This is a genomic window from Microbacterium sp. Gd 4-13 (genome assembly GCF_003095395.1).
Classification (GTDB): Bacteria; Actinomycetota; Actinomycetes; order Actinomycetales; family Microbacteriaceae; genus Microbacterium.
Genome location: NZ_QEIJ01000004.1, coordinates 258,705 through 277,902 on the forward strand (window position 1 = coordinate 258,705; position 19,198 = coordinate 277,902).

At 69.8% G+C, this 19,198-nt stretch carries 13 protein-coding genes; 12 read left to right on the plus strand and 1 reads right to left on the minus strand.

Annotated elements, in window-relative coordinates; genetic code table 11:
* Positions 1 to 37 precede the first annotated feature (37 nt).
* The 5 genes from DEA06_RS10195 to DEA06_RS10225 all read left to right on the plus strand — a co-directional run bounded on the left by DEA06_RS10195 (position 38) and on the right by DEA06_RS10225 (position 7,937).
* Positions 38 to 2,575 (plus strand): glycosyl hydrolase family 65 protein, encoded by a 2,538-nt coding sequence (locus DEA06_RS10195; RefSeq protein ID WP_116647875.1) that lies wholly within the window; start codon positions 38 to 40, stop codon positions 2,573 to 2,575.
* A gap of 192 nt (positions 2,576 to 2,767) precedes the next feature.
* The gene (locus tag DEA06_RS16700; RefSeq protein ID WP_240606900.1) at positions 2,768 to 4,129 is read left to right on the plus strand and encodes an ice-binding family protein; all 1,362 of its coding nucleotides are present in this window, start codon (positions 2,768 to 2,770) and stop codon (positions 4,127 to 4,129) included.
* 51 nt (positions 4,130 to 4,180) lie between these two features.
* On the plus strand, positions 4,181 to 6,394 hold the full coding sequence (locus tag DEA06_RS10215) for a DNA polymerase III subunit gamma and tau (protein ID WP_116647876.1): 2,214 nt from the start codon (positions 4,181 to 4,183) through the stop codon (positions 6,392 to 6,394).
* Positions 6,395 to 6,396: 2 nt separating this feature from the next.
* Positions 6,397 to 6,990, plus strand: coding sequence for a recombination mediator RecR (gene recR, locus DEA06_RS10220; RefSeq protein WP_116647877.1), 594 nt, complete (start codon positions 6,397 to 6,399; stop codon positions 6,988 to 6,990).
* Positions 6,987 to 7,937, plus strand: a complete 951-nt coding sequence (locus DEA06_RS10225; protein WP_240606901.1) for an EamA family transporter — start codon at positions 6,987 to 6,989, stop codon at positions 7,935 to 7,937. The genes recR and DEA06_RS10225 overlap by 4 nt, the downstream gene beginning before the upstream one ends.
* Positions 7,938 to 7,955: 18 nt before the next feature.
* Here the strand turns inward: DEA06_RS10225 and DEA06_RS10230 are convergent, their stop codons facing one another.
* Positions 7,956 to 8,444 (minus strand): hypothetical protein, encoded by a 489-nt coding sequence (locus DEA06_RS10230; protein WP_116647878.1) that lies wholly within the window; start codon positions 8,442 to 8,444, stop codon positions 7,956 to 7,958.
* A 176-nt stretch (positions 8,445 to 8,620) separates the two neighbouring features.
* On the opposite strand from DEA06_RS10230, the gene DEA06_RS10235 reads away from it, so the two are divergent.
* From DEA06_RS10235 to DEA06_RS10265, 7 genes are all read left to right on the plus strand, one after another.
* The gene (locus tag DEA06_RS10235; RefSeq protein ID WP_116647879.1) at positions 8,621 to 9,172 is read left to right on the plus strand and encodes a hypothetical protein; all 552 of its coding nucleotides are present in this window, start codon (positions 8,621 to 8,623) and stop codon (positions 9,170 to 9,172) included.
* The gene (locus DEA06_RS10240) at positions 9,165 to 10,832 is read left to right on the plus strand and encodes a serine/threonine-protein kinase (protein WP_133241741.1); all 1,668 of its coding nucleotides are present in this window, start codon (positions 9,165 to 9,167) and stop codon (positions 10,830 to 10,832) included. The genes DEA06_RS10235 and DEA06_RS10240 overlap by 8 nt, the downstream gene beginning before the upstream one ends.
* Before the next feature lie 172 nt (positions 10,833 to 11,004).
* Entirely contained in the window at positions 11,005 to 12,072 is a 1,068-nt protein-coding gene (gene pstC / locus DEA06_RS10245; RefSeq protein ID WP_116647881.1) for a phosphate ABC transporter permease subunit PstC, read from the plus strand.
* A 2-nt stretch (positions 12,073 to 12,074) separates the two neighbouring features.
* The gene (pstA, locus tag DEA06_RS10250) at positions 12,075 to 13,562 is read left to right on the plus strand and encodes a phosphate ABC transporter permease PstA (protein ID WP_240606902.1); all 1,488 of its coding nucleotides are present in this window, start codon (positions 12,075 to 12,077) and stop codon (positions 13,560 to 13,562) included.
* Positions 13,559 to 15,187 (plus strand): phosphate ABC transporter substrate-binding protein PstS, encoded by a 1,629-nt coding sequence (pstS, locus tag DEA06_RS10255; RefSeq protein WP_240606903.1) that lies wholly within the window; start codon positions 13,559 to 13,561, stop codon positions 15,185 to 15,187. The genes pstA and pstS overlap by 4 nt, the downstream gene beginning before the upstream one ends.
* A 210-nt stretch (positions 15,188 to 15,397) precedes the next feature.
* Positions 15,398 to 17,992: a hypothetical protein gene (locus DEA06_RS10260; RefSeq protein ID WP_116647882.1), complete on the plus strand. Its 2,595-nt coding sequence runs from the start codon at positions 15,398 to 15,400 to the stop codon at positions 17,990 to 17,992.
* Between the two features lie 68 nt (positions 17,993 to 18,060).
* Positions 18,061 to 19,182, plus strand: a complete 1,122-nt coding sequence (locus tag DEA06_RS10265; protein WP_165817969.1) for a substrate-binding domain-containing protein — start codon at positions 18,061 to 18,063, stop codon at positions 19,180 to 19,182.
* The last annotated feature ends 16 nt before the right edge of the window (positions 19,183 to 19,198 follow it).

A 19,198-nucleotide genomic window follows, 5' to 3' on the forward strand; every position in this document is an offset into this window, starting at 1 on the left:
CGAGGAAACCCGAATCTCCCTCACCGGAAGGCATTCCATGATCGATCGCGGTCGCTTCCCCGTCGACGAGTGGCGTCTCGTCGAGACCGAGGGGTCGCTCGACGACGCCGGGGTCACCGAGACCCTGTTCTCGGTCGGCAACGGCTATCTCGGGTTGCGCGGCAACCATCCCGAGGGGCGGTTCGCGCACGAGTCGGGAACCTTCATCAACGGGTTCCACGAGACCTTCCCCATCCGCCACGCCGAGCAGGCCTACGGGTTCGCCGAGGTCGGCCAGACGATCGTCAACGCCCCCGACGCGAAGGTGATGCGGGTGTACGTCGACGACGAGCCGTTGTCGTTCGACGTGGCCGACGTGCGCGAGTACGAGCGGGTGCTCGACATGCGCGAGGGTGTGCTCCGTCGGCGCCTGCAGTGGTGCACGCCGTCGGGCAAGCTCGTCGAGCTCGAGGACGAGCGCATGGTGTCGTTCGACGAGAAGCACCTCGCCGTGCTGCGCATGACGGTGACCGTGCTCAACTCCGACGCCCCCGTCACGATCAGCTGCCAGCTCATCAACCGCCAGGACGGCGAGGGCATCTACGGCGGCCGCCCGCCCGGCAAGGCCACGGCCGGCTTCGACCCCCGCAAGCAGGACAAGCTCGAAGACCGCGTGCTGCAGCCCCTGGAGTACTGGCAGGACGGCGACCGCACGGCGCTGAGCTATCGCGTGGCGGAGTCGGGCATGACGCTGGCCGTCGTCGCCGACCACCTCATCGACACCGAGAACGACTACACCGCGCGTCGACTGATCGAACCCGACATCGCCAAGAACGTCTTCCGCGTGCAGGCCAAGGCGGGCGTGCCGACGACGGTCACCAAGCTCGTGAGCTACCACACGTCGCGCGGCGTGCCCGCCGGCGAGATCATCGACCGCTGCCGCCGCACCCTCGACCGCGCCCAGTCCCAGGGCGTGGGCGCGGTCTTCGCGCGGCAGCGCGCGTGGCTCGACGCGTTCTGGGAGCGCTCCGACGTCAAGATCGGCGGCCACCCCGATCTGCAGCAGGCCACGCGCTGGTGCCTGTTCCAGCTCGCGCAGGCCGCCGCCCGGGCCGACGGGCAGGGTGTGCCCGCGAAGGGTGTCACGGGATCGGGGTACAGCGGGCACTACTTCTGGGACACCGAGATCTACGTGCTGCCCTTCCTCGCGTACACGACCCCGCTCTGGGCGCGCAACGCGCTGCGGATGCGCTATCTGATGCTGCCGGCAGCCAGGAAGCGCGCCCACCAGCTGAACGAGGCGGGCGCGCTCTTCCCCTGGCGCACGATCAACGGCGAAGAGGCCTCCGCGTACTACGCCGCCGGCACCGCGCAGTACCACATCAACGCCGACGTGGCCTTCGCGCTGGCGAAGTACGTGCGTGCGACGGGCGACGTCGACTTCCTCGATTCCGAGGGCGTGGACATCGCGGTCGACACCGCTCGACTGTGGGCGACCCTGGGCTTCTGGCGATCGAGCGACGGCGTCCACGACGGCGACGGCGACTCGTTCCACATCCACGGGGTCACCGGCCCCGACGAGTACACGACGGTCGTCAACGACAACCTCTTCACGAACGTCATGGCGCGCTTCAACCTGCGCTTCGCCGCGCGCACCGTCCGCGAGATGGAGGAGGCCGACTTCCACGCGTACACGCGGATGGTCGAGCGTCTCAACCTCGATCCGTCCGAGCCCGAGCTGTGGGACCGCGCCGCGGACGCGATGCACATCCCGCACAGCGACTCCCTCGGCATCCACCCCCAGGACTCCGTGTTCCTCGAGCGCGAGATCTGGGACCTGGAGCACACCCCCGCCGACCAGCGGCCGCTGCTCCTCCACTTCCACCCGCTGGTGATCTACCGCTACCAGGTGCTCAAGCAGGCCGACGTGGTGCTGGCGCTGTTCCTGCAGGGCAACCACTTCACGGCGGGGGAGAAACTCGCCGACTTCGAGTACTACGACCCGCTGACGACCGGCGACTCCACGCTGTCGGCGGTCGTGCAGGCGATCCTCGCGGCCGAGGTCGGCTACCAGGACCTCGCGCTGGAGTACTTCCGGGAGTCGATCTTCGTCGACCTGGCAGACCTCCACAACAACGCGGCGGACGGCGTGCACGTGGCGTCGGCCGGAGGGGTGTGGACCGCACTGGTCTCGGGATTCGGAGGCATGCGCGATCACTTCGGCGACCTGACCTTCGACCCGCGTCTCCCGGCCGCGTGGCCGTCGCTGTCGTACGTGCTGCACTGGCACGGCACACGCCTGAACATCACGTTGACGGCCGACGCGATGACGGTGGAGGCAGGCGAGGGAGATCCGGTGGACTTCTCGGTGCGCGGTGTCGGGTATTCGGTGCACGGCGGCTCCACCGTCGTCGCGCCGCTCGACGGGCAGGGGCCGATCATCCCCGGAAAGCCCTCGATCCGGCAGTTCGCCGATGCTCGACGCGAGGACGGGTCGCTCCTGTCGGCGTCTGTGCCCACGGTCACCGCATCCATCCCGATCATCACCGATGAGGCCGACATCGCTGCAGAGCCGTCGCTCGGCGTCGACGCCTGATCGGCTGTGCGCCGTTTCCGCGTGATCACACCAGCCTGTGAGATCGCCTGTGATCTATGAATTCCCTGAGTATTTGACGAGGCCCCCGCTAGCGTGATAGATGGCCCATCTCGGGTCATTGTTCCCTCGCATTTCACGGGGGCTGATAAGGCGGTTCCCATGGGGACCCAAATATTCGTACGCCGTCAATCCGTGGGTTCCGTGCGCGCCGCGCAATCGGCGGCCGTCGCGCTCATCGTGAGCGGCCTGGTGCTCGTGGGTCTCACGGTCGGTGGCTCGAGCGCCGTGGCCGCGACGAGCGTCGGACTCGGCACGACCGAGCCCTACGTCGTGCTCGGCGGGCAGTCGGTGACGAACACCGGAAACAGCACCCTCGACGGCGACCTCGGCGTGTACCCCGGCACGTCGATCACCGGCTTCCCGCCCGGACAGGTCATCGGCGGTGGCGCGCTCCACCAGACCGACGCCAACGCCCAGCAGGCCCAGATCGACCTCGTCACGGCTTACAACTCCGCGGCCTCCCCAGCGCCCGACGCCACCATCACGGCCGACCTCGGCGGCCAGACCCTCGTCGACGGGGTCTACTTCTCCGCCTCGACGGTGGGACTCACCGGCACGCTGCGCCTCGACGGCCAGGGCGACTCCGGATCGGTGTGGGTGTTCCAGGTCGGTTCCGCCCTGACCACGGCCACGAGCAGCGTGGTGGAACTCATCAACGGAGCCCAGGCGTGCAACGTGTTCTGGCAGGTGGGCTCGTCGGCCACCCTCGGTACCGATTCGACGTTCGTGGGCACGATCCTCGCGCTGACGTCCATCACGCTCGAGACCGGCGCGACCGTCGACGGCCGAGCGCTCGCCCGCAACGGCACGGTGGCCCTCGACGACAACACGTTCGTCGATCCGGGCTGCGACGCCGGCCCGAGCCCGACACCGACGGTGACGCCTACCGTGACGCCGACGGTGACGCCTACCGTGACCCCGACGGTGACGCCGACCGTGACGCCGACGGTCACCCCGACGGTCACCCCGACCGTGACGCCGACGGTCACCCCGACCGTGACGCCGACGGTGACGCCGACGGTCACCCCGACGGTCACGCCGACGGTGACGCCGACGGTCACCCCGACCGTGACGCCGACGGTCACCCCGACCGTGACGCCGACGGTCACCCCGACGGTCACCCCGACCGTGACGCCGACGGTCACCCCGACGGTGACGCCCACCGTGACCCCGACGGCCACGCCTACCGTGACCCCGACGGTCACCCCGACGGTCACCCCGACGGTGACCCCGACGGTGACCCCGACCGTGACGCCGACCGCCACGCCGACCGCGACACCGACCGCCACGCCCACGGCCGGTATACCGCTGCTGCCCACGTCCGGCCCGACGGCCGGTGCGCCCACCGGCCCGGTGGTCGACGGCGGCGGCATGCTGCCTGCCACCGGTAGCGACGGCAGCAGAGCATGGATGCTGCTGGGCGCCGCGGCCGCGTTCCTGCTCGGCGGTTCGATCCTCTTCACGTCGCGTCGTTTCACGTCGCGTCGAGGCTGAGGCAACGCCCCCTCCGGACGGTATGTCGGCGGCAGGTCGTAGGCTGGGTACGTGACCACAGCCCTCTACCGCCGCTACCGCCCGGAGGCGTTCGGCGAGATGATCGGGCAGTCCCAGGTCACCGATCCGCTTATGACGGCGCTCCGGGGCGACAGGGTCGGCCACGCCTATCTGTTCTCCGGCCCGAGAGGGTGCGGCAAGACGACGTCCGCCCGCATCCTCGCCCGGTGCCTCAACTGTGCGGCAGGACCCACCGACACTCCGTGCGGCACCTGCGACAGCTGCGTCGAGCTCGGGCGTGGCGGCGGTGGTTCGCTCGACGTGGTCGAGATCGACGCGGCCAGCCACAACGGCGTCGATGACGCACGCGACCTGCGCGAGCGGGCGATCTTCGCCCCGGCACGCGACCGGTTCAAGATCTTCATCCTCGACGAGGCCCACATGGTCACCCAGCAGGGTTTCAATGCCCTGCTGAAGCTGGTCGAAGAGCCGCCCGACCACGTGAAGTTCATCTTCGCGACCACCGAGCCCGAGAAGGTGCTCGGCACCATCCGCTCCCGCACGCACCACTACCCGTTCCGGCTCGTGCCGCCGGCGGCCATGCTCGAGTACGTCCAGGAACTCTGCGAGACAGAGGGCGTCTCGGTGCAGGCCGGTGTCCTCCCGCTCGTGGTGCGCGCCGGCGGAGGGTCGCCTCGCGACACCCTCTCGCTGCTCGACCAGCTCATGGCCGGTTCCGATGTCGCCTCCGACGGCGCCGTCGAGGTCGCCTACGAGCGCGCCGTGGCGCTGCTGGGTTACACCCACGCCGAGCTCCTCGACGAGGTCGTCGACGCTTTCGGCGCGCGCGATGCGGCCGCCGCGTTCGCCGCGGTCGATCGCGTCATCCAGACCGGACAAGACCCGCGACGTTTCGTCGACGACCTGCTCGAGCGCCTCCGCGACCTCATCGTCGTCGCGGCCACGGGGCAGAGCGCCGGGTCGGTGCTGCGCGGCATCTCCGCCGAAGAACTCGAGCGCATGACTCGTCAATCGGGTCATTTCGGCACGCAACGGCTCTCGCGCACAGCCGATCTCGTCGTCACGGCGCTCGACGAGATGACCGGCGCGACATCGCCGCGTCTGCACCTCGAACTCCTCGTGGCCCGAGTGCTCGCCGACGCGGGTGCCGTGTCTGCCCCCGCGCCCGTCGCGGCACCGACGGCGGCCGCACCCGCAGCTCCCGTGTCGGCGCCGCAGACCCCGAGGGCGCCCGCGCCGGCGCCCGCGCGTGCGGAGGCCGGCCGTCCCTCGGCTACCGCACCCGAACCGGTGGCGCCGTCCGAACCGTTCAGCGAACCCGAGCCGCCCGCCGACCGAGAGCCCCCGACCGATTCCGATGCGCCGCCCGAGCCCGAGGGCGAGTTCGCCCCTCCCGCCGCGGCGGGGCCGCTCACCGTGCAACGCCTGCGCGACGCGTGGCCCGAGGTGCTCGCCCGACTCGAATCGATCAGCCGCACATCGTGGTTGATCGCGTCCGGTGCGCGGGTCGCGGCTCTCGACGATGACGTACTCACCCTCGCGTTCGCCAGCGCGACCGACATCGCGGCGTTCAAGAAGCGCACCGCCGGAGCCGGTCCGAGCGAAGACCTCCGCCAGGCGATCATGGGGGTGCTCGGCATCCGCGTGAAGTACATCGCGAAGCACGAGGGCGATGCCGGCGGCCCCGGTGACGCCGGTCCTTCCGCCTCGCCGCCTCCCGCGCCCGACCGTCAGGCGCGCGAATCGCCTGTCGCGCCCCCCGCCCCGCGCTCGAGCGCGGTCTCCGCGCCGTCGGCAGCTGCGCCCGTGACGGACTGGGCGGTCGCGCCGATCCCCACCACTCCCGAGGTCGACCCCGGCACGGCATCGCCGTCCGCGTTATCCGGCCCGCGCACGTCCGCCGCGCCCGGCGCACGTGCGGTCGGCCAGTTCCCGGTCGACGACGAGCCCGAAGAGGCATCGTCGGTGCGGGTGGCCACGCTCGAGCCGGTGCGCGACGGCTCGGTGCTCCCGGATCGCGACGTCGAGGCATCCGCGGTCGTCGACGACGACCCCGAAGACGAGCTGCCGCCCCCCGACGACGCGGTCGACGCTCCGGTGCCGCCGGTCGTCGCACCGCGCATCGCCCCGGTCATCACTACTCGCGGCGGCGTTCAGCGAGTGGGGGAGGCTGTCGTGCGCCAGGTGCTGGGCGCAACGTTCGTGCGTGAAGAGCCGTTCGAGTCGCCCACGAGGTTCGTCTGACCATGTACGACGGCATCGTTCAAGATCTCATCGACGAATTCGGGCGCCTGCCCGGCATCGGTCCCAAGTCGGCGCAGCGGATCACGTTCCATATCCTGCAATCGCCGTCCTTCGACGTCTCGCGCCTGTCGATCCTGCTCGGAGAGGTGCGCGACAAAGTGCGCTTCTGCGAGATCTGCGGCAACGTCTCGGAACAGGATCGGTGCGGTATCTGCCGCGACCCCCGCCGCAATCCGACGCTCATCTGCGTCGTCGAAGACGCGAAAGACGTCGCGGCCATCGAGCGCACGCGCGAGTTCCGCGGTCTCTACCACGTGCTCGGCGGGGCCATCAGCCCGATCGCGGGCATCGGACCCGATGACCTGCGCATCACCTCCCTGATGCAGCGCCTCGCCGACGGAACCGTGCAAGAGGTCATCCTGGCGACGAACCCCAACCTCGAGGGCGAGGCGACGGCCACCTACCTCAGCCGGCTGCTGCACACGCTCGAGATCCAGGTGACGCGACTCGCGTCGGGGCTCCCCGTCGGCGGCGACCTCGAGTACGCCGACGAGGTCACCCTCGGCCGGGCATTCGAAGGACGACGCACGCTGTGACCCTGGCACCGGTGGCCGGGTTCCCGACCCGCTTCACCGCACGTGCCTGGTTGCTGTTCATCGCCATGGCGGTGCTCTGGGGCATGCCCTATCTCTTCATCAAGGAGGCCGTCGACTCGCTGTCGCCGCCGGCGGTGGTGTGCATCCGCACCCTCGGGGCGGCGCTGCTGCTTCTGCCGTTCGCGCTGCGTCGCGGCGTGCTGGGTCCTGCTCTGCGCGCGTGGAGGTGGGTGCTGGTGTTCGCCCTCCTCGAGATGGCGGGCCCGTTCGTGCTGCTCGCGCACGCCGAGCAGACGCTCCCCTCGGGGATCACCGGGCTCCTCGTCGCGACCGTGCCGCTGTTCGGGGCTCTCGTCGCCTTCACGCGCGGCGACCGCACCGCCGTGCGCCCCGCGCGACTGATCGGACTCGGCCTCGGTTTCGCGGGCGTCGCGGTCGTCGTCGCCGGCCCGGGACTGTCTCTCGGCGACGGTCCGCTCGGTGTCGTCGCGGTCGGCGAGGTTCTGCTGGTCGCCGTCTGCTACGCCATCGCGCCCTTCGTCGTCGCGAAGCATCTGCGCGACGTGCCCGCACTCGGGTCGATCACGCTCTCGCTCCTCATGGTCGGGGTCGGCTACCTGCCGATCGCGGTCCTCACCACCCACAGCATGCCGACGACACGGAGCATCGCGGCGGTCGCCGCTCTCACGGTGCTGTGCACGGCGGTCGCGTTCCTGGCCTTCTTCGCGCTCATCCGCGAGGTCGGGCCCGCTCGCGCGCCGCTCTTCACCTACGTCAACCCGATCGTCGCCATCCTGCTCGGGGTGGTCGTACTCGGCGAGGCGCTCAGCGTCGGGCTGCTCGCGGGCTTCCCGTTGATCATCGTCGGATGCTGGCTCGCCGCGACCGGAGGGTCGCTCCGCGTCCAGCGTCGAAGCGGCGAGATCCCGCCCGTCGCACCCGGCTGAGCGCGCAGCATCCGCTCGTCAGCGGAGCACCTCGACCAGTGCCACCCACGACATGACGATCGCCGAAACGATCGCGACGATGCAACCGACGGCCGCGATGACCAGCGCGGTCGACGGGTCGAAGAAGACCGTCACGCCGGAGGCCGCGTACGCCGCGATCGGCACGAAACCCAGAGCGGCCTTCAGCACCCGGGCATGGTCGTCCGGATCCGGGTCACGCGCGATGACCGCCGCTGCGTGTGCCTGGAAGGCACCCGCGCCGAGGGTTGAGACGAGGACGACCGCCCCGTACGCACCGGCGGGGATGCCGGGGATCAGCGCCACGCCCGCGACGACGATCGCGAGGACGAGTCCGGCGATCGCGGCGGCGAGACGGGACGTGATCGTGGGGGCCTTCACGATCTGAGCGATATTCACACTCGAGGCGACGATCACGAGACCCGCGAGCGCCGCGGTCGCCCCCACCATGGCGACGTGGAAATCGGTCCACCCCTCGAGCGCGTCCATGCACGGATGCTAGCGCCGACCCCGATCGACCGCGACGCACGAGACGATCACCCTTCGTATACCGGGCGGCCATCTTTCGATGTGCCGCCGTACATGACGTGGGGCCAACTTCGAGCATCGACGGTTCTGGAGAATCTCAAGGGGAGTTCTCAGAGGGACCGCGCGATAGGACGACAGTGAGCGACGCGCTCCCACGACGAACGACCCATGCCGGCCGTATCGTCTTCGACACGTTCCGGTCGGCGTACGACCCGATGCTCAACTCGTGGCTCGTCTTCCGCGCGCAGATCCTTCAGGAGGTGCTGACCGTGCCGGCCGATGTGGCGGCGGCCGACACCGACGAGCGCGAACGCGCTCGGGCTGGCCGCTTCGGAGTGTGGCGCATCCTCGCCACCAACAACCGCGAACTCGGCCGAGGCTCGGGACTGTTCCCGACGCCGTCCGAGGCACTGGCCACCGTCGAGGCGCTCCAGCGCGAGGCCATGTCGCTCGTGGCCTCCGTCGTTCGGGGCTCGACGCCCATGACGCACGGCTGGGTGCTGCGTCGCGACGGCGAGGCCGTCATGACGTCGTCGCGGTGGTACGAGTCGGCGTCCGAGGCTGCCGCCGCAGCGCGAGCCGCGCGCGCGGTGCTGGCGACGGCGGCGATCGCGACGGGCGTCAACATCGGCACTCAGTCCGGGCGGCGCCTGCGGCGTGCCATCGCTCCCGTGAACCAGATTGTCTGACGCGGGCGACGGCGCGATGACCGACGGGCTCGTCGCGGGGCGCTTCCGAGTGCTCGGACTCCTCGGCTCGGGGGCGACGGCATCGGTGTACGACGCGCTCGATACCCGCGACGGTGGTCGCGTCGCGGTGAAGGTGCTGCATCCGCACCTCGCCGCGCGGCCAGAGATGCGGTCGGCATTCTTGAGGGAGGCCGAGCGGGTGGCGGCGCTGTCGCATCCGGCTCTGTGCGGCGTCGTCGGATCGGGGTCGGACGACCTCGGCGGAGAGGGCGAGACCTGGACGGCGTGGCAGCTCGCGCCCGGACTCACCCTCGGCGAGCAGGTGCGCGAGCGGGGGACGCTCTCGGCGCGCACCGCCGCGGACGTGGGGGCCAGGGTGCTCGACGGGCTGGCGGTGCTGCACGCCGCGGGGCTCGTGCACCGTGACATCTCGCCGTCGAACATCGTGGTCGACGTGGACTCGGCGGGGCATCTGCGCGACGCGCGCATCATCGATTTCGGGCTCGTGGATGAAGCGGGGACGACCACGCGCGGGGGCGACGTGCTGCGCAGCGAGGACGGCGACGGCGTCGTCGGCAACCTGCAGTACGCGGCCCCCGAGCTCTTGCGCGGTGAGGGCGTGGGGCCTTCCGCCGATTTGTACCAGCTCGCCGGGGTGCTCTACTTCGCCCTCGTCGGTTCGCCGCCCTTCGCGCGGGACTCGGCGGAGGCGACCATCCGCGCGCATCAGAGCGCGGCCCCGCCGACGGTTTCGGTGAGCGTCGGCGGGGTGCCGGTCGCGTTCGACCGTGTGATCGTCCGGGCCATGCTGAAAGACCCCGCCACGCGATTCGGTACGGCCGGCGAGATGCGCGACGCGCTCTCGTCAGCGGTGGCGTCACGCAGCAACACGGTCGCGGTGCCAGTGGACCGTACGACGCGCACGCGGGTGTTCTCTCCCGCCGTGAGCCCGGCCATCGACGCCGCCCAGCACGCATCCGTCGAGCCCGAGGGGCGGGGAGGATCGCCCTGGCTGTGGGGCCTCGGGCTCGTCGCGGTCGGGCTGGTGGTCGCCGTCGTCGTCGCGCTGTCGTCGGGGAGCCAGCCCACCACCGCGCGGGAGACCCCGGCGCCCGTCGTGTCGAGTCCGGCCGTGACGGCATCGCCTCCTGCTCCGACGCCGGTCGTGCAGACGCCGCCCCCGCCCGTGATGGCAATGGTCCCCTCGCTCGAGGGGATGGATGCGGATGCGGCGACTCGCGCGCTCTCGGCGGCCGGCCTCGCGGTGGGCGAGATCATGAGCGTCGACTCGGTGAGACCGATCGGCACGGTTCTGGCGAGCCAGCCCGCCGTCGGCACGACCCTGGCGGCCGGAGGGTTCGTGGCGCTGACCGTTGCCAGCGGGGCGAACGCCGTTCCCGACGTGGTCGGTGCTCCCGAGCAGTCGGCGATGGACGCCGTCGTGGCCGCGGGCTTCGTGCCCGTCGTCACCCGGCAGAGCAGCAGCGCACCCACCGGCACGGTGACCGCCGTGCAGCCTGCCGGTTCCGCGAGTCTTCCTCTGGGGACGACCGTCTCGCTCGTGGTGGCCGCGCCCCTCCCGGCTCCGTCGCCGACCACCCCTCCGGTCACGCCGACGCCGACGCCGACGCGCACGCCGACACCGGGGGCAACGCCATGACGTCCCGCGCTCACGACCGCGACAGCCGTCCTTCTCCGATCCTTCGTGGGTTGTTCACCTTCGGCGCCCACGATGGCGAGGATCCGGCCGGAACCCGCCGCCGGTCGTTCCGCTCAGGAAGCCCCATGAGACGCGCTTTCCGCCTGCCCTCGCGCACGTCCGAGGTATGCGCATGACGAATGTCGGCTCCGACGACCTCACGCAGCTGCTGACGCCGACCGAGCCCGAACAGTCGTCCGTGGCGGATGCTGCGGAGCAGAAGCCGAAGGTCGCGGCGCGCTCGCTCAAGGCCGCGCCCTCGGTCTCGGACGCCATCTTCCGCTCGGGGTCGTTCCTCGCCGGCGGGATCACCGTGGCGATCATGCTCGCGGTCGGACTGTTCCTGACCCTTCGCAGCGGAGAGGCGCTGGGAGTCGCGGGGCTGTCGTTCTTCTGGACCCAGGAGTGGTCGCCCGAGACCGGTCAGTTCGGCATCGTCGCCGTGCTGTTCGGCACCGTCTCGATCGCGCTGGTCGCGATGGCGTTCTCCGTGCCGCTCGCCCTCGGAACGGCGCTGTTGATCTCGGAGATCGCCCCGCCTCGCCTGAAGTCGATGCTCATCACCCTGGTCGACCTGATGGCCGCCGTGCCCAGCGTCGTCTACGGCCTCTGGGGGGTCTTCTTCCTGCAGGAGGCGGTCATCCCGGTCGCCCAGTGGATCTCCACCTACTTCGGATGGATCCCGGTCTTCGCGGTCACCGATCCGGAGGGCGCGCGGCTCACCGAAGCGGGCGCCTTCACCTCCTCGGCGTTCATCGCGGGAATCGTCGTCGCACTCATGGTGTCTCCGACGCAGACTTCGGTCATGCGCGAGGCCTTCTCGCAGGCCCCGGTGGGGGAGCGCGAGGGCGCGCTCGCTCTCGGCTCGACGAGATGGGGGATGATCCGCACGGTCGTGCTCCCCTTCGGGCGAGGCGGCGTCATCGGTGGAACCATGCTGGGTCTCGGACGAGCTCTGGGCGAGACGATCGCCGTCTACATGATCATCTCCCCGATCTTCACGATCAACTGGGAACTGCTCAGCAAGGGCACCAACTCGATCTCCGCGCTGATCGCCCTCCGCTACGGCGAGGCGAGTCAGTTCGGGCTCTCGGCGCTGATGGCCGCCGGTCTCACCCTCTTCGTCATCACCCTCATCATCAACTTCACCGCTTCGTCGATCGTCGCCCGATCGCGTTCCGGTGCGGAGAGCGACGGATGACCGTGACCATCGACACCACCATCACCACCGTCATCGATCCGCTCGAAGCCCGCTGGGACACGGCTGACGAGGGTCTCGCGACCGAGCGCGTCGCTTCGGCCCCGCTGTCGTCGTCGGGCGGAACGTTCCGCCCCGATCCGGGCGACGCTCCGATCGGACCCCGCCGCCAGATGCGCGGGACCCCCGCCGAGGAGCGATTCAACCTGGTGGGTGCGCTCGCCGCAGCACTGGCGGTGGCGACCCTGCTGTTCGGCTGGCTGACACCGATGACGGGCGCGGTCGGCTGGGCAGTGGTCGCCTATCTGTCCTTCATCGCGATCTACGCGCTGCTGATCATCCTGCGGGCCGACCGGCTCGAGGTCGCCGACCGGGTGATGACCGCCCTGCTGTACAGCGCCGGGGCGATCCTCCTCGCCGCGCTCGTCTTCGTCGTCGTCTTCACGGTCGTCCGGGGCATGCCGGCGATGTTCTCGACGTCATGGCCGTTCATTCGTTTCAATTTCTTCTTCGAGACGATGCAGTATGCGGGTCCGCTCGACCCGCTCGAGGTCGGCGGGATCGCGCACGCGATCGTCGGAACCCTGATCCAGATCTCGATCGCACTGCTCATCTCCGTGCCCCTCGGCATCGCCACCGCCGTGTTCATGAATGAGATCGGCGGGCGCTTCGCCCGTTTCGTCCGGACGATCTCCGACGCGATGACGGCGCTGCCCTCGATCGTGGCCGGCCTGTTCATCTACGCCGCCGTCATCACGCTCGTCACCCAGGAGCGCTCCGGCTTCGCCGCATCCCTCGCGATCACGGTCATGATGCTCCCGATCATCATCCGCGCCTCCGACGTCGTCCTCCGGCTCGTGCCCGGCAACCTGCGCGAGGCGTCGTACGCGCTGGGCGCCTCGCGGTGGCGCACGGTCTGGACCGTCGTGCTCCCCACGTCGCGTTCCGGCCTCGCGACCGCGGTGATCCTGGGCACGGCGCGCGGGGTGGGGGAGACGTCCCCCGTGCTCCTCACGTCGGGCGTGACCGCGGTCATGAACTGGAACCCGTTCTCGGGCGCGATGATCTCGCTTCCCCTCCAGGTCTTCGACATGGTGAAGTCGCCCGAGCCGACGATGATCGCCCGGGGATTCGGGGCTGCCGCGACCCTCATCGCCCTCGTCCTCGTGCTCTTCGTGATCGCTCGCATCGTCGGCGGGAAGGGACCGGGGCAGCTGAGCCCGCGCCGACGCCGGGCGCGCGCAGCTGCGTCGCTCGCCGACCTCGAGCGGATCGAGAGCGGGGCCGCCGTGAGGTCGTCGATCGAGGCCGCCGTGTTCGCCCCGGTCGCCACGCGCGCACCGGTCTCGGCCGAACCGCAGCCGCTGGAGTCGTCCGACGAGGACGACGCGCCCGACACGCCCTCCGATCCGACGATGACCTCGCACGACATCACCGACGTGATTCGACCTGATTCTTCCGATACCCCCGACACCCCGAAGGAGCGCTCGTGATCCGCCGACGTTTCCGCCCTCTCGCGACGGCGCTCGTCGCGCTGCTCGTCTCGACCGCCGCCGTCACCGGCGGCACTGCATCGGCGCAGGCCGCGGCGGAGCCGTATGCGAACATCTCCGGTTCGGGATCGACATGGTCGCAGAACGCGCTGGACCAGTGGCGCCGCAACGTGCAGACGACCCGAGCGATGACGGTGGATTACCGCGGACTCGGCTCGACGGCGGGGCGCAGCGATTTCATCAACCGCACTGTCGATTTCGCGATCAGTGAGATTCCGTTCCAACTCCAGCCGACGGAGGTGGGTGCGCAGCCCGAACGCCCGGAGCCGGGGGGATACGCCTACATGCCGATCGTGGCAGGTGGTACCGCGTTCATGTACAACCTGAAGATCGGTGGCAAGCGCGTCACCAACCTCCGCCTGTCGGGCGCGACCGTCTCGAAGATCTTCGCCGGTCAGATCACGAACTGGAACCACCCCGAGATCCAGGCCGACAACCCCGGCCTCGCGATGCCCGACCGTGCGATCCAACGCGTCGCACGATCCGACGGCTCCGGATCGACGGCGCAGTTCACCATGTGGATGTCCAAGCAGCACGGTGACATCTGGACATCGGGCATGACGTCGCAGTTCCCCGGCAACGTGGGAGCGACCCTGCAATCGGGTTCGCTGGGCGTTGCGGGATACGTCAGCCAGAACTACGGCGAAGGAGCGATCACCTACGTCGAGTACTCGTACGCCGTGAAATCGGGCTTCCCCGTCGCCAAGGTGTTGAACGCGGCAGGTTATTACATCGAGCCCACCGCGTCCTCGGTCGCCGTGGCCATGCTGAAGGCGCAGATCAACAACAACGCCAGCTCCCCCGACTACCTCACCCAGATTCTCGACGGCGTCTACGGCAACACCGACCCGCGCACCTATCCGCTGTCGAGCTACTCCTACATGATCGTCCCGACGACCGTTCGCGGAACCTTCGACCAGGCCAAGGGGCGCACCCTCGGGGAGTTCGCCCGGTACGTGTTGTGCGAAGGTCAGCAGCAGGCCGAGCAACTCGGCTATTCGCCGCTGCCGATGAACCTCGTCATGGCCGGCGCCGAGCAGATCAAGCGGATCCCCGGCGCGGAGGGCTCGGGCGTCGATATCAACAATTGCAAGAACCCCACCTTCGAGCCCGGGGATTCCCCCGAGAGCAACCGGCTCGCCCAGACGGCGAAACAACCCGCGGAGTGCGACCGGCAGGGTCCCGACCAGTGCACGACCGGAACGGCCGGAGCCTCCGACACCGACACCGACGTCACCGGGTCCGGTGGCGGCGGCTCCGCAGCCGGGGCGGAAGGAACGGGAGCGGCCGCCGCAGCATCGGGGGGTGCGGCCGCCGCCGACCCCGCTGCGGTGGACGCTGGCGCGGTCGGTGGAGACGCCGTGTACGACGCCAATGGAGCACTGGTCTCCGGGTCGGTGGCGGGCGGTCGCACGGCGGTGTCGTCGCCGTTCACGATCCCCGATCCTGTCTGGGGCGGCCCGCAGCTGCTGATGCTCGCGGCCGCGATCCTTCTGCTCGGGTCGATCGTCCTGCCTCCGGTGCTCTCTCGCAGGCTCCGCGGGGGCGGGCGCAAGACGGGCTGACGCGCTCGCCGCACACGGTGACGACGTCACCGTCGATCGGCGTGCAAAAAGCCCGGTCGAAGGGCAGAAACCAGTCGCTCGACGCGCCGTTTCAGCACGCCATGCACACGCGGTCCGTCGTTGACGGATCGTTCATCTAAACGTCATGACCCGCCCATACTTTCATCGCTGTCGGCAGACACCCGCTGCCGCGAATTCGTAGGAGAACCCTTGCGTACGGCTGCACCCGAACGTCGCGCGCGGCGAGGCCTCGTCTCCGGCCTCACCGGCGTGCTCATCGGCGGTCTCGTCTTCACGGCGATGACCGCCGGCGGTCTGGCGACCCCGCCTGCATCGGCCGCGGCCGACTCCGAGGCAGATCTGCGCCCGGTTACGATCTCGGCGACGGAGTACTACGCGAACAGTCCGTACGGTGGCTCGGCCGCCGAGGGCGCCCCCCTCCCCGACCTCGAGATCACGGTGTCGCAAACCGCCGGTCTGACCGCGCAAGGCATCGAGATCACGTGGAAGGGAGGGAAGCAGTCCAGCCCGCCGAGCAACCAGGTCGGCGGCGAGAACTTCCTCCAGTTCGCGCAGTGCTGGGGCGACGACCCGCTGAACCCGGGCACGCCCGACCGCACGACGTGCCAGTACGGCGGAACGGCGACACCCGGCACGGGGCGCGTCGGAAGCCGACCGTTCGACCAGGAGATCCCCGCGCAGGACCGCTACTACACCGTCGCCGGAACCGACCCGAACAACCCGGCCGAGACCGCGATCCCGTTCGTCTCCTCCACGTCGCGCGACGGCGTGAACGACAGGGTGGAGCGCATCGCCAACGGTGCGTACGTCGAGCCGGATCGCCTCAAGCGCGCCGACCTCAATCAGAACCAGTTCATCTCGCAGTACACCACCAACGAGGTCTCGTGGGCGGGGTCCGGCGCCAACGGCGAAGGCAGCGCGAAGTTCGAGGTGCAGACGGCCGTCCAGTCGCGCGGCCTCGGGTGCGGGCGCAGCACGCAGGCGGCCGACGGAACGGCGGCGGCGCAGCCGTGCTGGCTCGTGATCATCCCCCGAGGGACGGCCGACAACGGCGAGAACGCGATCACCCAGCCGGGCGTCTTCTGGGACAGCTGGCAGCACCACATCGCCGTGAAGATGAATTTCCGGCCGATCAGCGGCGCGTGCGAGGACGGTGCGAACGAGCGGCAGCTCGTCGGGAGTGAGTTGATGGCGGGAGCCGTGACGTCCTGGCAGCCGAGTCTCTGCGCGGGCGGCGGCGACATCTACAACATGATCACCGGCACCGAGTCCGACGCCGTGACGGCGGCGAACCTCGCCACGGTCTCGGCGCCGCTCGCGCTCACCTCTCGTCCGTACTCGGGCGAGGACGCCGATGACCTGATCTACGCTCCGGTCGCGCTCTCGGCCGTCACGGTCGCCTTCTCGATCGACCGGTTCCCCGACGGGTCGAAGGCGTCGGAGGAGGAGCAGGCGCGCGCGGGCCTGCCGTTCACCTCGATGAAGCTGACCCCGCGCCTCATCGCCAAGCTGCTGACGTACTCGTACGTCGACGCGCTTCCGTCCGAGACCTCGAAGGATCACCTCGCGGGCAACCCGCGCAATCTGCTGTTCGACGAGGAGTTCCTCGAGATCAACGACCCCGAGTGGAGGAAGCAGGCCATCGCGGGGGTCGGCGTGTCCGACATGCTCCTCCCGCAGGGGCGTTCGGACGTGGCACTCGCTCTGTGGAACTACGTGCTCGCGGATGCTGATGCCCGCGCCTTCCTGAACGGCGAGCCCGACGCGTGGGGCACGAAAGTCAACAAGTACAGCTCCACAAACGCCGACGTGAACCCGAGCGGTGCGCTGATTCTGCCCGTCGACAACTTCCCGAAGGCCGATCCGACCAAGCGCGAGGCGATCGCCGGCGGTGCGGGCGAGCTCAACCTCATCACCTGGCGGCCCTACACGAACGATCTCGATACGTCGGGCTACCTCGCTCTGCGCGGCGACGCGCAGCTCGTGGATCGGTGGGATGCGCTCGCCGCGCCGCCCAGGTACCTGCGGGTTCCGCGCAGCCTCCAGGGGAGCCAATCGGTCATCGCCCTGACCGACAGTGCAGCCTCGGAGAAGTATCAGATCGTCACGGCCGCGCTCGAGAATCCGGCCGGCGAGTTCGTCACCGCCTCCACCGGGGCCATGACGGCCGCCGCGGGGGCGATGACCTCAACAACCGCCCAGACCCAGGTGCGCGGGTTCAATGTGTCCTCCGACGCGGCACGCTCGGCGACGGGTGCCTACCCGCTGACGATGCCCGTGTACGCGGCGGCGAACCCCTACATGAGCGACGCCGACGCCCGGTCGAGCTACGCCGACTTCATCCGCTACGCCGTCGGGTACGGCCAGGTGCCCGGAGTGCAGGTGGGGCAGCTGCCGGTCGGGTACGCGCCCATCCCCGAATCATGGCGATCCCAGTCGATCATCGCGGCGAACGTGATCCAGGGCGGCCTGACGCGGTCCACCGCTCCTGTGTCGAGCGGCAGCAACGGCAGTGGCGGTGCCGGCCCCGCGACCGGGAGTATCCCGAGGTCGGCCAACAGCGCCGCATCCGCCGTTTCGGGCGCCGCGTCGTCGTCGGCCTCCGCGACCACCGACACCGGACCGACCGCGTCGGGCGCGGTGGCAGGTGCGCTCGCGGGGGCGCAGACCCCCGCCGACCCGAGCAGCGGCGGTCTCGGAACCGTGCTGCCGGTGAGCCTCCTCGCCGGGCTCATGAGCGCTGCCGCCGTTCTGATCATTCCCCGACTTCCGCGTCGTACCTGACGCGGACACCCGACTTCTCTCTCCGCATTACCCGTATGCACTACTCACCACACACAGTTAGGTATCCAGTGAAGCTCAAGAAGATCGCCGCGCTCGGCGCGGCTGTCGGCCTCGTCCTTTCGGGCATCGGCCTTGCCTCCACCGCCTCGGCCGAGCCGGTGTCGAACAGCTACGTGGCTGTCGGCTCCGACACTCTGCAGGACGCGATGAACGCGCTGACCAACGGCACCAACGCCTCCGGCTCCTACGTCCGCATCCTCGCGGACGGACAGACCATCGGAAACTTCGACGCGTTCGGCTCGCCGGCCATCCAGACGAAGTCGGGCGGCCCGTTCTTCGCACGTCCCAACGGTTCGAGTGCCGGTCGCGACGCTCTGCGTCGTTCGATCGACGGCGCGAACTGGTCGGCGTCGGGCAACACCACGCCCGCTCGTCCGATCACGGGTCAGGTCGACATCGCGCGTTCCTCGAGCGGTGCGGGCACGAACGCGAACGCCGAGGGTCGCCTCCTCTACGTGCCGTTCGGCCGCGACGCGGTGGCCTACGCCTACAAGGGCGGCAACGCCGAGTGGGCGAACCTCACCGCTACCCAGCTCAAGGGCATCTACGAGGGCACGATCACGTCGGTCGGCGGCGCGACCATCAAGCCGCGCCTGCCCCAGACGTCGTCGGGCACCCGCTCGTTCTTCCTCGGTGCGATCGGCGTGACCAACCCGTCCGGTGTGGCCGACGCGTCGAACACGACGGTCCCCGAGAACGACGCGACCATCCTCGGCGACGGCGAGATCATCCCGTTCTCGGCCGCCAACTGGGTCGCTCAGTCCAACAACGTCGCGAGCGTCAACACCATCGCCGCCTCGACGGGCGTCTCGCTGGGCTCGCCCGTCAGCGGCGCGGTTCCCTTCACCGGCACGGCCCCGTCGCTCGTGCCGAACGCCGCCTTCTACTCGAACACGACCTTCGGTCGCGACACCTACCTGATCGTCCAGCGCGCCCGCGTGCAGTCGAGCTTCACCTACACCGGCGCTCCCTCCTACGACCCGGTTCTCGCGAACCTCGTCAACTCGGCCTCCATCACGAGCCTGACCTCCTTCAGCCTGTCGCCGCTGGCGGCAGGTTCGGTCAAGCGCAAGTTCGGCTTCCTCGCCCCCAGCTCGACCACCCCTGTCGCCGCGTACGCGCAGGGCTGATCGGCACTGAAACGAC